This window comes from Psychrobacillus sp. FSL K6-2843 (genome assembly GCF_038626375.1).
Taxonomy (GTDB): Bacteria; Bacillota; Bacilli; order Bacillales_A; family Planococcaceae; genus Psychrobacillus; species Psychrobacillus faecigallinarum.
Genome location: NZ_CP152021.1, coordinates 1,467,561 through 1,480,427, shown reverse-complemented (window position 1 = coordinate 1,480,427; position 12,867 = coordinate 1,467,561). Strand labels below are relative to the sequence as shown.

Genomic DNA, 12,867 nt, shown 5'->3' with positions numbered 1-12,867 from the left:
TCTTTCCTCAATACATCATTTTACCATGTTTTGTACACTTTTTCTCGTTTGGCTATCAACAAATAATATAGTATCTAAATCTGGTGAAGAAACATTCGAATGCTCGTCCATTGCTCGCTCAATTAATTCATCAATTTCTAAGAATGTAATCTTTTCTTTTAAAAATAGACTAACTGCTGCTTCATTAGCCGCATTTAATACAGTTGTCATTGTTCCGCCTGCTCGTCCTGCGTCAATCGCCAGCTTTAATGCATGATATCTCTTGTAGTCCATCTCTTGAAAATGAAGCTTGCCAATTTCCGCTAAGTTTAATCGGTGTGCATTTGATCGTTCTAGACGATCTGGATAGGACAACGCATATTGAATAGGCACCCTCATATCCGGCGTCCCTAATTGGGCTATAACACTAGTATCTTTAAATTCAATCATGGAGTGGATAATACTTTCACGATGTAATAACACTTCAATGTCATCATAGGAAATATCAAAGAGGACATGAGCTTCAATTACTTCCAACCCTTTGTTCATCATCGTAGCTGAGTCAATCGTAATTTTTGAACCCATTGACCAGTTAGGATGGTTTAACGCTTCTTTTACAGTGACACTTTTTAATTCTTCACGTGTTCGATCTCTGAAGCTACCTCCAGATGCAGTAATAATAAGCTTGGAAACCTCGCTTTTCTTTTCTCCATTCATCGCTTGGAATAGCGCAGAATGTTCACTGTCAACAGGCAGGATTGGCACATTATATTGTTGGGCAGCTTGCATAACTAAATGACCAGCCGTAACCAATGTCTCTTTGTTTGCAATAGCAATGGTAATTCCCTTTTTAATAGCTTCTAATGTTGGTCTTAAACCTACACTCCCTAAAACCGCATTTACTAGAACATCCGCGTTCGTATGAGCTGCAACTTGTATCAAACCGGCATCTCCAAAAACTACTTCTATTTTTGGATATTCTTGTTGCAGTAAAAGTGCATCTTCTTCTTTTTGTACAGATACAACTTCTACATGAAACTCATTTAGTATCTTTCTTGTTTCTTCTATATTTTTACCTACCGAAAATGCAACTAATTGAAACTTATTTGGGTGCTCTCTTATTATATCCAAAGTTTGGAGCCCAATAGAACCAGTTGCACCTAATAAACTTATTCTTTTACCCATGAAATAATGTCGTCTCCCTTATATAAAATGTAAAAAGTGCAATAATGGCAAGACAAAAAGAAGACTGTCAAAGCGATCTAATATTCCACCGTGTCCAGGTAGTAGTTTACCTGAATCTTTTACATTAAAGTGTCTTTTAATACCCGATTCAACCAAATCCCCCAGTTGTCCAAAAATGGAGGCTATAATAGTAATCCCGATTAGGACAATGTATGAGGAAGTAAGTGGATTAATCCATTGGATAATTAGAGCAGTGATTATTGCCCATAGTATCCCTCCTACAAATCCTTCTACTGTTTTGTTTGGAGAAATCTCTGGCCATAGTTTTCGTTTCCCAATTTTTCTACCTGTAAAATAAGCACCTGAATCAGTAGTCCATACAATCAGTAACGCAAATATGAGATATGCCAATCCACTTTCTCGAGTTTCAATAAAATAATAAAAACCTATCCCTACATATAAAGTACTCACAAGCACGAAGGAGGCATCCTCAAATGTAAAACTGTTTTTCGTTAGCACAGTGAAAATAAGCAAGAGAAAAACAGCTACGAATACCCATTCGAGCTTTGTATGACCTGTAAGGTTAACTATATTTTCTGTATAAGCTGAAGGGAATAATAGTAAAAACAAAAGAAGTAGCGATATGATACCTGAAAAAGAAAAGAGACTTAAACCCTTCATTTTTAGTATTTCATATAATCCTACTGTAGCAATTGCGTATATAAGAACAGTAAATACAGGTCCTCCTAGCAGAACTATTGGAAGAAAGAGTGCTAAAGCGACGGCACCCGTGATAATTCTTGTTTTCAATTTGTTTCTTCCTCCTTAATTCCACCATATCTTCTATTTCGCTTTTGAAAGGTTTCAATAGCTTCTATCAAACATTCCTGATCGAAATCTGGCCACAATGTGTCTGTAAACCAGAATTCTGTATATGCGAGTTGCCAAAGCATGAAGTTACTTAAACGTACTTCCCCACTAGTTCTAATCAGTAAATCTGGTTCACATAAATCTTTCGTCATTAAATAACTATTAATATTATTTTCTGTAATATCATTTATCTCCATATTACCTTCTTGAATATCTAGAGCAATTTTTTTTACCGCTTGAACAATTTCATCTCTGCTTCCATAGTTTAGAGCAAAGTTTAATATGAGACCGTTATTTTCGGCAGTTTGCTCCATTGCTTTTGTAACAGCCTTCTTAGTATGCTCTGGCAAAAGTTCAATATTACCCATCATTCTTACCTGAATATTTTGTTCCATTAACTCAGGTAGATAGGAGTTTAAAAATTCTTCAGGTAAACGCATTAAAAATTCAACTTCAATTTTAGGCCTTTTCCAGTTCTCTGTTGAGAATGCATATAATGTGAGCGTTTTTATACCCACTTCATTGGCAAATCTAGTTATTTTCCTTACAGTTTGCATTCCTTCATGATGTCCAGCTACTCTTGGCAAGGCTCTCTTTTTAGCCCATCTGCCATTACCATCCATAATAATGGCGATATGGTCTGGCAACTGTTCTTTTTGTGCATTTTCCACTCGTTCATTTAAATAGATACTTATCGCTTTATCATTTTTACGAATAAGTTTTTTTAGCATGCATTAACCTCCACTTTAAACCTTATCGAAGCATATAGTCTTATCATAACAAATAAAAACGAATATAAAAAGACGTCCTTCTAAAAGGACGCCTTCTTCGGATAAAGGTTCAACTGCACTACTTGCTAGAAGAGTATCTTAAACCTCTAGAATTTCTTTTTCTTTATCTTTAGTGATTGCATCGATTTTATCAATATTTGCATCCGTAATTTTTTGGATTTCTTCTGTGTAGCTTCTTAAATCATCTTCTGTGATTTCTCCAGCTTTCTCCATTTTTTTCAGGTCGTCGTTCCCATCACGACGTACATTACGGATATTCACTTTAGCTTCTTCAGCTTCTTTTTTAACTTGTTTTACTAATTCTTTACGGCGCTCTTCTGTCAGTGCAGGAATAGCAATACGAATAAGATTACCATCGTTTGTAGGAGTGATTCCTAAGTCTGATTTCATAATTGCTTTTTCGATATCTCCCAGAATGGATTTATCATAAGGTTGAATTGTTAGTAAGCGCGCTTCTGGTATCGATATACCAGCCATTTGGTTAATCGGTGTTGGCGCACCATAGTAGTCCACAGTAATTTTATCAAGTAAAGATGCGCTTGCACGACCAGCACGAATAGAAGCTAGCTCTCTTGTATACACTTGAATTGTTTTAGCCATTTTGTCTTTTGTTTGCTCTATTACTTGTTTCGGCATTATGAATTCCTCCTAACGACTGTTCCAATAGAGTCACCTAGGACAGCCCGTTTAATATTTCCATTTTCCATAATTGAGAATACAATAAGTGCAATATCATTGTCCATACATAAAGTGGAAGCCGTTGAATCCATCACCTGTAGGCCTTGCTGAATTACCTCCAAGAAAGACAATTCATCATATTTCACTGCTGTTTTATCCATTTTTGGATCAGCTGAATACACACCATCTACATTGTTTTTAGCCATTAAGATAACATCAGCTTCTATTTCAGCTGCTCTTAAAGCTGCTGTAGTATCAGTCGAGAAGTATGGATTACCCGTTCCCGCTGCAAATATTACTACACGTTTTTTTTCTAAATGACGAATCGCTCTTCTTCTTATGTACGGTTCTGCCACTTGACGCATTTCAATGGAAGACTGTACACGCGTCTCAACTCCACATTGTTCTAGAGAATCTTGCAGTGCCAATGAATTCATAACCGTAGCCAACATGCCCATATAATCGGCATTAGCACGGTCCATTCCCATTTCGCTGCCTATTTTACCTCTCCAAATATTGCCTCCTCCAACTACAACAGCAACTTCAACTCCAAGATCAACAACTTCCTTCACTTGTTCCGCTACTGATTTAATAATCTCAGGAGACAATCCAAAACCTTTTTCTCCAGCCAATGCTTCGCCACTTAGTTTTAAAACAATTCTTTTATATTGTGGTGTGCTCATAGATATCCTCCATCTCTTTTCTTGAAAAATAGGGAACACAAATTACGTGCTCCCTAGAGTTTTTCTATAAAATAAGAACAACATACGTTCTTACTATTTATTTTTTATTATTTACCTTTAACTTGGCTCATTACTTCTTCAGCAAAGTTATCTTCACGTTTCTCAATTCCTTCACCAACAGCGTAGCGTGTGAATGAAACTAGTTTACCACCAGTTGATTCCACAAATGTACGAACTTTTTGATCTGGATTTTTAACGAAAGATTGGTCTAATAAGCACACTTCTTCAAAATATTTACCAAGACGGCCTTCTACCATTTTAGCTACAATATTTTCTGGCTTACCTTCGTTTAATGCTTGTTCTGTTAATACTTTACGCTCGTGCTCTACTTCCTCAGCAGATACTTCATCACGAGAAATGTATGATGGGTTTAAAGCAGCAATGTGCATTGCAACGTCTTTTGCCGCTTGCTCATCAGTAGAACCTTCAAGTACTGTAAGAACTCCGATACGACCTCCCATGTGAAGGTATGGACCAAATGCATCCGCATCTGTTTTTGTTTCAATAACAAAGCGACGAAGAGTAATTTTTTCTCCAATTTTAGCTACTGCGTTAGAAATAGCATTTTCAACTGTAACGCCTTCTTCAATGTTAGAAGCTAATGCTTCTTCAACTGAAGCTGGTTCAGTAGTTAATAAATGAGAAGCTACTTGTTTAACTAATTGTTGGAAGCCTTCATTTTTGGCAACGAAGTCAGTTTCTGCGTTCATTTCTAATAATACAGCTTTATTGCCATCGATTTCGATGAAAGTTGTACCTTCAGCTGCGATACGATCAGCTTTTTTAGCTGCAGAAGAAAGACCTTTTTCACGTAAGAAGTCAATTGCTGCTTCTAAGTTGCCATCTGTTTCAACTAGAGCTTTCTTACAATCCATCATACCTGCGCCAGTTTTTTCACGCAATTCTTTTACCATTTGTGCTGTAACTGCCATTATAAATTCCTCCTAGTACAATTAAATGTCATTTTCTCAAAAAAAGGTGATAAGTGGTTTGGCCGCTTATCACCTGTTACTTACATGTGTCTTACTCAGCAGCAACTTCAGCTGAAGCTACTTCTGCATCTTCACCTTGTCTTGCTTCTAGTAATGCATCCGCCATTTTAGCAGTTAATAATTTCACTGCGCGAATTGCATCGTCATTTGCAGGAATTACATAGTCGATTTCATCTGGATCACAGTTTGTATCAACGATTCCTACTAATGGAATGTTCAATTTACGAGCTTCTGCAACTGCAATACGCTCTTTACGTGGGTCAACTACGAACATTACATCCGGGATAGCTTTCATGTCACGGATACCGCCTAAGAATTTAACTAGACGTTCGTGTTCTTTTTTAAGTTGAACTACTTCTTTTTTAGGAAGTACAGAGAAAGTTCCGTCTTCTTCCATTTTTTCAATTGCTTTTAAGCGTGCTACACGTTTTTGAATTGTACCGAAGTTAGTTAAAGTACCACCTAACCAACGTTGGTTAATATAGTAGTTTCCTGAACGTTCTGCTTCTTCTTTAATAGCTTCTTGAGCTTGCTTTTTAGTTCCAACGAAAAGAACTTTCCCGCCATCTTGACCTACTTGGCGCATGAAGTCATAAGCTTCTTCTAATTTTTTCACCGTTTTTTGAAGATCGATGATGTAGATTCCGTTACGCTCAACAAAAATGTATTTTTTCATTTTTGGATTCCAACGGCGAGTTTGGTGACCGAAGTGTACACCAGCCTCAAGTAATTGTTTCATAGAGATTACTGACATTTTATTTCCTCCTGGTTTGGTTTAGTCTTCCGCATTCTTCATTTTTCATCGGCTACTCTTTTGTAAGAGCACCTGCCAATTCCATCAGAAATGCGTGTATATTCATACCGTCTTGTAATATACCATAGATATAATTAACTTTCAACCATTTTAATCCTGAAATTTCAAGAAGAGCTCGACTTCTGTCTTTCCAATTTGGAGCAACTTAGCTATTTCTGTAGGGTTTTTACCTTCTTCCGAATAATACAATACTTTTTCCTTTAAAGTAATAGGAATCTCTTTTTCTGGTAAATTGGAAGATTGAACATAACTACTAGCTGCCTTTTGTTTTGAAACTAGTGGTCTTGATATTATTAATGATTGGCTTTCCTCGTTTGAAGCAGATGAAATCTCTTTTTTAGCAATAGAGATTACTTCCTTCTTTTCAGAAGAGTAATTATTTTGTTCTTTGAGCTCATGTAAAAGGCGATCATTTTCGTCCTTGATTTCTGCAATGTAGGCACTAAAAGAATTTTCTATTTCTTTAATCATCTGCTCTTGCTTGTCTTCCATACCCTTATACTTAGACATTTTCATATTCAACAATGCGATGAAATAAAAACTAATTATTTGGAGTAGAAATAAAACTGTTAAAATTATAGACGTCATTTTTACTCCTATCCGCTAAAGTCTACAAAGTTACCTTTAAAGGGGTGCTTTGTCTCTTTATTTTCTTGTTCTTTTTTTTCTCTTTTTTCATTTTCTTGCTCAGTTTGTTGCTTTGAGCCTTGTTCGGCGTCTGCTTCTATATTATTGGATTTAATAACTGTTTCTCTATTTCTCTCAATTTGCCTTTCAGTTGCAGCTTGAGCATTCGCTTGGTTTATAGCACTTTGTTGCTGCATTTGCTCAGACATTTTACCCGCATCAAATGTTTTCGGTATAGCAATCTGTAGTTCAACAACTTTTAAGCTCATAGAATTTCCCTCCGCATATTATGAATTCATCATTTCACTTGCCAAAAGCTTCCGAAGCTTAAAAAGAGCCTTGGAATGTATTTGAGAAATTCTGGAGGTTGATAGGCCTAACATTTCACCTATAACCGTCAAGGTTAACTCTTCAGTATAAAATAAGCTTAAAACTAATTGTTCGTTCTCATTTAAGTGTTGAATTTGGTTCACTAGGTCATTAAGTAACTCGCCCTTGACAAGCTGCTGCTCAGGCGTAGTCTGCGTATCATCTCTAATGACAAATGCTTTATTATCCATTTCGTCTTGGTCATGTAGCTGTTCATCGATCGATAGAACATTAGAGAAGAAATGCTCCTGCACTGTCTGATAAACTTCTTCAACCGAAACCTCAACAAATTGTGCTATTTCCTCAGGTGTTGCATGACGCATTAGTTTTTGTTCTAGCTCTTCAATCTTCTGGTCTAGCTTTTTTGCCTTTTCACGTGAGGACCTTGGTAGCCAGTCTTCTTTTCTCAAGCCGTCTATTATTGCACCTCTAACACGAAAGGATGCGTACGTATCGAACTTTAAATCTCTGGAATGATCAAATTTATTTAAAGCATCAAAAAGTCCCATCATACCAAGGCTTTTCAGTTCATCTCTTGAAACATTTTGAGGAATGCCAGCTCCAATACGCTGCACATGATAGGTTACAAGAGGAGTATATTTTCTTAGAAGTAAATCTCCTGCTTGAGGATCCTTGCTTTCTGTCCATTTCTTCCAAAGGAGCTGCTCCTCTGTCGAATTTAGTTTTGACACAATAATCCCCCTTTCGACCTTTTCCATTATATATATGGATATTATACCAAAATTTCGTATAAAAAGGGGAGGCGAAAATATATCGCCCCCCATTTATGATTCATTATTTATCATGTTTTTTATAATGTTAGCGTATTCTTTTGATGAATCTATTGGTGAGGAAGTGGTATTTTGAGATAAAAGGACCTCTTCCTCTACTTTTTTAGTTTTATCTTCTAGAACATATGATATAGCCGCTCTTCCAAAAAAGGCTAATATAAAAAATAATAGTGCACATATAAGAGATGGTATTAAAATTACAATCCCTTCTACAAAGGGGTATGAAAAAAGAAAGTAACAACTAAATGCAAGAAGAGCTACCCAGCAATTAAATAAAATTGAACCTGCCATTAAATGTCTCTCACTCCCTGATTTACTGTTCTAACGTTCAATAGCTTTGTGGATGGATCAAACTCAATAGTACGTCCACTATTTCCCCCAGTATCTTCAGATATAATGGGAATAGAGTATTTGTGTAAATACTCTTTTACTGCCTCCACATTTCTAGGACCTATTCGCATAGTATCTCTACTGGAAGAGAATTGGAACATTTGAGCACCGCCAGCTATTTTAGCGCGGAGTCTCGAAGGAGCCAACCCTTCCATTTTTAATAGTTCAATAAGCGCTGGTATACCAGTATCAGCAAATTTGGCTATATTAATCTTTTCAGATCTTCCTAAACTAGAATTCGGAAGCATTACATGCACCATGCCGGCTGTTTGATTTCTATCATCGTAAAGAACAACTCCTACACATGAACCCAATCCAGATGTCCTTATCGTATGTGGTGCCTTTGCTATATTCATATCAGCTATCCCGACTTTTACTACGTGACCAATTTGACTTTGTTCAATCATATTATTCTACTCCTAATGCTCGGAAAATAGCTTGAAATGAATCCGGCTCTGGCAATAAAAAGAAATGACCATGAACAATTTTACCACTCTCATCTTCATCTTCATGAATAGCGGTATCGATCACAATGACATAATCACTTACTTGTGAAAGCTCTACAAGCCCAAAACTTATGATAGCTCCCACCATATCAACGCAAAGTGCTGGAACTGTTGGATAAATACTAAGTTTAGTGAAATCGGACAACGCAGACAAATATGAACCGGACAAGATATTTCCTAGCTCCTGAAGCGCAGACGCTCCCATCTCTGTAACCTGTCCCTTTTCAAAGTCTAAACTTTCATCTTGGATCAATCTTCTGATGAATTGGTTTGCCTGCTCAACGGGTAAAACAAAAAACATACTACCATTGACATCTCCATCGATGCGAAGATAGATACCAGCAACTACGCTTTCTGCTCCACCAGCAAGATCCATCATTTCATCAAAAGTTACCATCTCAACTTTAGGGACATTCATGTCTATTTTCTTATTTAACAAGGTAGATAATGCAGTAGCAGCATGCGCTGCACCAATATTACCTATTTCCCTTAATACATCAAGATGCATAGACGTAATCTTATTTTCAAACATATACTAAGCTCCAGCCTTAATAGGATTTAATACTAAGTCAAGATGTAGTAAAATCAACAAACGTTTATCAATTTTAGTAACTCCTGCAATAAAATCTTGTTCTAATCCTCCTACTACTTCTGGCTGAGGCTCTATGGAGTCCATCGGTATATCTAATACATCATTTGCAGAGTCCACGATTACTCCAACATTCATATCCTCTAAAGAGATAATAATAATTCGAGAAGATTCATCTAACGTGCTCTCTCCTAGATTGAATCTGCTCTTTAAGTCAATAATAGGTGTAACTACACCACGAAGATTAATAACTCCTTTTACAAATGAAGGAGTTTTTGGAACTCTAGTTATATGGATTAGTTTTTCAATTCCTTGGACTTGACTAACAGGAATAACATATTCTTTGTCAGCTAACTGAAAAACAACTACTTTTAAGTTTTGTAAATCTAAAGCTTCTGCCATTGTTTCTCCTCCTTACATAATTAACGCGTTACAATCTACTATAAGAGCCACTTTTCCATTTCCTAAAATAGTTGCACCTGAAATAGCAAATACACTAGACAAATAGGTTCCTAGAGATTTTAGAACAATTTCTTGTTGACCAATGAATGAGTCTACAACAAGACCAGCCATTTTATCCCCTTTGCGAACTAAAACAACTGAATGGAATTCTTCTTCCTTGTGTGCTCTAGGTACTTCAAACACCTCTTCTAAAAAGACAAGTGGAACGACCTTCCCACGGAAATCAATTACTTTTTGATTGTGTGCGTTCAAAATGTCAGAAGATCGGATGATAGCAGTTTCAATGATAGAAGAAAGAGGAACAGCATAAATCTCTTCACCTAGCTCTACTAACATAACTGATATAATAGACAATGTTAAAGGTAATTGAATAGAGAATAAGGAGCCTTTCCCTTCTGTTGACGAAATCTCAATTGAACCGCCTAAAGATTCAATGGTTGTTTTCACTACGTCTAATCCTACACCACGACCAGATACATCGGATATGACTTCCGCAGTTGAAAAACCAGAAGATAAAATTAGCTCTGCTACCTGTTTATCCGACAATAAAGCAGCAGCTTCTGGCGTAACAATATTTTTAGCTATAGCTTTTTTCAATACTTTTTCTCGACTTATACCTGCTCCATCATCCTCGATTTCTATAAACACATGGTTTCCGCTGTGATAAGCTCGAAGAACTACGGTACCTTCCTCAGGCTTTCCATTTGCCTTACGAATCTCAGGACTCTCAATACCATGATCTAACGAGTTTCTAATGAGATGAACAAGGGGATCCCCGATTTCATCAATAACTGTACGATCTAGTTCCGTTTCTGCTCCAATGACTTGGAGATTGATTTTTTTGTTTAAATCTCTAGCTAATTGTCTAACCATTTTAGGGAATCGGTTAAAGACCGTATCTACAGGTACCATACGCATGTTAAGAATGATGTTTTGCAAGTCTCCTGTAATTCTAGCCATTCGTTCTACAGTCTCTTCTAATTCACTATCATGCAGGTTTTCTGAGATAGATTGAAGTCTACCTCTATCGATTACTAGCTCTTCAAACAGGTTCATCAAAATATCTAATCTCTCGATATTTACTCTGATTGTTTTGTTACCATGGGTTTGCCCATTTTTAGGTGATGATTGCTTTTCTTCCGCTTTTTTCACTTCTGAAGAAGGTTTTTCCTCAATCTTTATCTCTTCTTTTTTACTCTCTTGCTTCTCAAACTCTTCGTTTTGACGAGTTTTTAGCTGCTCTATACTAACCGGATTTACTATTACCTCTGTAACTTCCGATACTTTCATCAGTTTCTTTTGAACATCTTCTTGCTCTTCAGTCGTAACAATTGCAATGTAGAACTGTTCATCAAAGTCTTCATCCTCTAATCTTTCAACTGTAGGTGAGGATTTGATAACATCACCCATTTTTTCTAAGAGCTCAAACACCATATAAACACGTGCAGCTTTTAACAAGCAATCCTCGCGTAGCTTTACCGAGATTTCATATGTAAAATAGTTTTGCTCCGCCGATTGTTGAAGAACAGTCATTTCATAGTCGTCATAGGATAAAAAATTCTGGTGTTTTTCATTGTTATCTACTTTACTCATAACAGTAGCTGCAACTTCCATTTCACCTTTTTCGATTAAATGAAGTTTTCGAACGGTTTCTTCAACGTCTAGCTTGCCATCTCCACCATCCGCAATATTAAAAACCATTTCTTCCAGTTGATCGACTGCAACAAAAACTACATCAAGTAATTCCGGTGTAACATCTAAACGACTGTTTCTAATTTCATCGAGAACATTCTCCATTTTATGCGTTAAATTGGCAATATCCTCGTATCCCATCGTTGCAGACATACCTTTTAATGTGTGGGCAGAACGAAATACCTCATTTACGATTGAAAGATTTTGAGGATTTTTCTCTAGCTCAAGCAAATGATCATTACAAGCTTGTAAATGCTCCTTACTTTCTTCAATGAACATCTCTAAATATTGATTTGTATCCATGAACTTAACACCCCTTTAAGGCAAGTATTGTATTATTGTGTTTGCAATTTTATCTAAATCAACTACATCATTTACTAATTTTGTTTCCACCGCTGCCTTAGGCATTCCATATACAATGCACGTACTTGCGGATTCAGCTATAGCAACTACATTTCCCATCTTCTTTAATTGCTTGAGGCCATTGGAGCCATCTGACCCCATTCCTGTCATAATGACTGTAATTTTATCAAAATCATTATACATACTATTATCTTCTAAGAGTACGTCTACAGATGGTCTATGCCCTCCTCTAGGTGGTTCAATGTCGTCTAGTTTAATCGTATAAACACTTCCTGTTTTTTGAACTCTCATATGAAAGCCACCTGGAGCAATATAAGCATGGCCATCTCGAATGATATCCCCTTGCTCGGCCTCTTTCACCTCAATTTCGGATAGTTGATTTAGTCTATCCGCTAGTGATTTAGTAAATCCTGCAGGCATATGTTGAACGATGAGAACAGGTGCCTTCATATCTTTTGGTAAGTTAGGTAGAACTTCTTGTAATGCTCTCGGACCTCCCGTGGAAGTACCAATCAAAACCATCTTTTTTTTGTTTTTGTTCCATGAATGCTTAATTGGTTGTATTTCTCTTACCTCTTGCTTGTTTGAAGGTATTAATGCACGTGTTTTTATTTTCGTAATAGGAATGGTTGCTGCATGCTCTACCTTTTCAACCAATTCATCTTTAATCTTATGTAAGTCTAGTGAAATGGTACCGCTTGGTTTAGCTACAAAATCTACTGCTCCATATTCTATAGCAAGCAATGTACTTTCTGTTCCCCGTTGGGTATTGCTAGACAGCATGATAACTGCAACAGGACTTTCAGACATGATTTGCTTTAAAGCCTCTAGTCCATTCATTTCTGGCATCTCAACGTCCATAGTAACTACATCTGGTCGAAGTGATTTAATCTTTCGAATGGCATCGGCACCATTGCGCGCGATACCGACTACCTCGATTAGGGTACTTTCCTTAAAAAAATCTCCTATCAATTTGCGCATGAAGGCTGAATCATCTACTATAAGTAATTTTTTTTTAGAAATCAT

General features: G+C 36.7%; 16 protein-coding genes. All 16 read right to left on the bottom strand.

The annotated features are described in order from the left end of the window. Nucleotides 1–15: 15 nt before the first annotated feature. The 16 genes from dxr to MKY94_RS07160 all read right to left on the bottom strand — a co-directional run bounded on the left by dxr (nt 16) and on the right by MKY94_RS07160 (nt 12,867). Nucleotides 16–1,164 carry a 1-deoxy-D-xylulose-5-phosphate reductoisomerase gene (gene dxr / locus MKY94_RS07235; protein WP_144538086.1) on the bottom strand — a complete coding sequence of 383 codons (1,149 nt, stop codon included), beginning with the start codon at nt 1,162–1,164 and terminating at the stop codon, nt 16–18. 18 nt (nt 1,165–1,182) lie between these two features. Continuing rightward, nucleotides 1,183–1,974 (bottom strand): phosphatidate cytidylyltransferase, encoded by a 792-nt coding sequence (locus MKY94_RS07230; protein ID WP_151110513.1) that lies wholly within the window; start codon nt 1,972–1,974, stop codon nt 1,183–1,185. Beyond that, the gene (locus tag MKY94_RS07225; RefSeq protein ID WP_342578313.1) at nt 1,971–2,765 is read right to left on the bottom strand and encodes an isoprenyl transferase; all 795 of its coding nucleotides are present in this window, start codon (nt 2,763–2,765) and stop codon (nt 1,971–1,973) included. The genes MKY94_RS07230 and MKY94_RS07225 overlap by 4 nt, the downstream gene beginning before the upstream one ends. Before the next feature lie 138 nt (nt 2,766–2,903). Continuing rightward, nucleotides 2,904–3,461: a ribosome recycling factor gene (frr, locus tag MKY94_RS07220; protein ID WP_144538083.1), complete on the bottom strand. Its 558-nt coding sequence runs from the start codon at nt 3,459–3,461 to the stop codon at nt 2,904–2,906. Next, a complete protein-coding gene (pyrH, locus tag MKY94_RS07215) occupies nt 3,461–4,186 on the bottom strand; it encodes a UMP kinase (protein ID WP_144538082.1) in 726 nt (241 codons plus the stop codon). Before pyrH ends, frr begins: the two co-directional genes overlap by 1 nt. Before the next feature lie 107 nt (nt 4,187–4,293). Next, nucleotides 4,294–5,178 (bottom strand): translation elongation factor Ts, encoded by an 885-nt coding sequence (gene tsf, locus MKY94_RS07210; protein WP_144538081.1) that lies wholly within the window; start codon nt 5,176–5,178, stop codon nt 4,294–4,296. A gap of 91 nt (nt 5,179–5,269) precedes the next feature. After that, nucleotides 5,270–5,992, bottom strand: a complete 723-nt coding sequence (gene rpsB, locus MKY94_RS07205; RefSeq protein ID WP_144538080.1) for a 30S ribosomal protein S2 — start codon at nt 5,990–5,992, stop codon at nt 5,270–5,272. A gap of 150 nt (nt 5,993–6,142) precedes the next feature. Continuing rightward, nucleotides 6,143–6,640, bottom strand: coding sequence for a hypothetical protein (locus MKY94_RS07200; RefSeq protein WP_151110517.1), 498 nt, complete (start codon nt 6,638–6,640; stop codon nt 6,143–6,145). Between the two features lie 8 nt (nt 6,641–6,648). Beyond that, nucleotides 6,649–6,948 carry an RNA polymerase subunit sigma gene (locus tag MKY94_RS07195; protein WP_144538078.1) on the bottom strand — a complete coding sequence of 100 codons (300 nt, stop codon included), beginning with the start codon at nt 6,946–6,948 and terminating at the stop codon, nt 6,649–6,651. A gap of 18 nt (nt 6,949–6,966) precedes the next feature. Beyond that, nucleotides 6,967–7,767 carry a FliA/WhiG family RNA polymerase sigma factor gene (locus MKY94_RS07190; protein ID WP_144538077.1) on the bottom strand — a complete coding sequence of 267 codons (801 nt, stop codon included), beginning with the start codon at nt 7,765–7,767 and terminating at the stop codon, nt 6,967–6,969. A gap of 66 nt (nt 7,768–7,833) precedes the next feature. Beyond that, nucleotides 7,834–8,130 (bottom strand): hypothetical protein, encoded by a 297-nt coding sequence (locus MKY94_RS07185; protein ID WP_144538076.1) that lies wholly within the window; start codon nt 8,128–8,130, stop codon nt 7,834–7,836. Beyond that, nucleotides 8,130–8,636, bottom strand: coding sequence for a chemotaxis protein CheD (locus MKY94_RS07180; protein WP_154311109.1), 507 nt, complete (start codon nt 8,634–8,636; stop codon nt 8,130–8,132). The genes MKY94_RS07185 and MKY94_RS07180 overlap by 1 nt, the downstream gene beginning before the upstream one ends. A gap of 1 nt (nt 8,637) precedes the next feature. Further along, nucleotides 8,638–9,267, bottom strand: coding sequence for a chemotaxis protein CheC (locus MKY94_RS07175; protein WP_144538074.1), 630 nt, complete (start codon nt 9,265–9,267; stop codon nt 8,638–8,640). A 3-nt stretch (nt 9,268–9,270) separates the two neighbouring features. Next, the gene (locus MKY94_RS07170) at nt 9,271–9,726 is read right to left on the bottom strand and encodes a chemotaxis protein CheW (RefSeq protein ID WP_144538073.1); all 456 of its coding nucleotides are present in this window, start codon (nt 9,724–9,726) and stop codon (nt 9,271–9,273) included. Nucleotides 9,727–9,738: 12 nt separating this feature from the next. After that, complete coding sequence (locus MKY94_RS07165) at nt 9,739–11,781, bottom strand: chemotaxis protein CheA (RefSeq protein ID WP_151110521.1); 2,043 nt, start codon at nt 11,779–11,781, stop codon at nt 9,739–9,741. A 15-nt stretch (nt 11,782–11,796) separates the two neighbouring features. Beyond that, nucleotides 11,797–12,867, bottom strand: coding sequence for a chemotaxis response regulator protein-glutamate methylesterase (locus tag MKY94_RS07160; RefSeq protein ID WP_151110523.1), 1,071 nt, complete (start codon nt 12,865–12,867; stop codon nt 11,797–11,799).

Coding starts and splice junctions, on each gene's coding strand:
- MKY94_RS07195 (WP_144538078.1), bottom strand. CDS start 6,948: ATGAGCTTAAAAGTTGTTGAACTACAGATTGCTATACCGAAAACATTT.
- MKY94_RS07165 (WP_151110521.1), bottom strand. CDS start 11,781: ATGGATACAAATCAATATTTAGAGATGTTCATTGAAGAAAGTAAGGAG.
- MKY94_RS07200 (WP_151110517.1), bottom strand. CDS start 6,640: ATGACGTCTATAATTTTAACAGTTTTATTTCTACTCCAAATAATTAGT.
- MKY94_RS07185 (WP_144538076.1), bottom strand. CDS start 8,130: ATGGCAGGTTCAATTTTATTTAATTGCTGGGTAGCTCTTCTTGCATTT.
- dxr (WP_144538086.1), bottom strand. CDS start 1,164: ATGGGTAAAAGAATAAGTTTATTAGGTGCAACTGGTTCTATTGGGCTC.
- MKY94_RS07180 (WP_154311109.1), bottom strand. CDS start 8,636: ATGATTGAACAAAGTCAAATTGGTCACGTAGTAAAAGTCGGGATAGCT.
- frr (WP_144538083.1), bottom strand. CDS start 3,461: ATGCCGAAACAAGTAATAGAGCAAACAAAAGACAAAATGGCTAAAACA.
- MKY94_RS07225 (WP_342578313.1), bottom strand. CDS start 2,765: ATGCTAAAAAAACTTATTCGTAAAAATGATAAAGCGATAAGTATCTAT.
- pyrH (WP_144538082.1), bottom strand. CDS start 4,186: ATGAGCACACCACAATATAAAAGAATTGTTTTAAAACTAAGTGGCGAA.
- MKY94_RS07190 (WP_144538077.1), bottom strand. CDS start 7,767: ATGGAAAAGGTCGAAAGGGGGATTATTGTGTCAAAACTAAATTCGACA.
- MKY94_RS07170 (WP_144538073.1), bottom strand. CDS start 9,726: ATGGCAGAAGCTTTAGATTTACAAAACTTAAAAGTAGTTGTTTTTCAG.
- rpsB (WP_144538080.1), bottom strand. CDS start 5,992: ATGTCAGTAATCTCTATGAAACAATTACTTGAGGCTGGTGTACACTTC.
- MKY94_RS07160 (WP_151110523.1), bottom strand. CDS start 12,867: ATGATTTCTAAAAAAAAATTACTTATAGTAGATGATTCAGCCTTCATG.
- MKY94_RS07175 (WP_144538074.1), bottom strand. CDS start 9,267: ATGTTTGAAAATAAGATTACGTCTATGCATCTTGATGTATTAAGGGAA.
- tsf (WP_144538081.1), bottom strand. CDS start 5,178: ATGGCAGTTACAGCACAAATGGTAAAAGAATTGCGTGAAAAAACTGGC.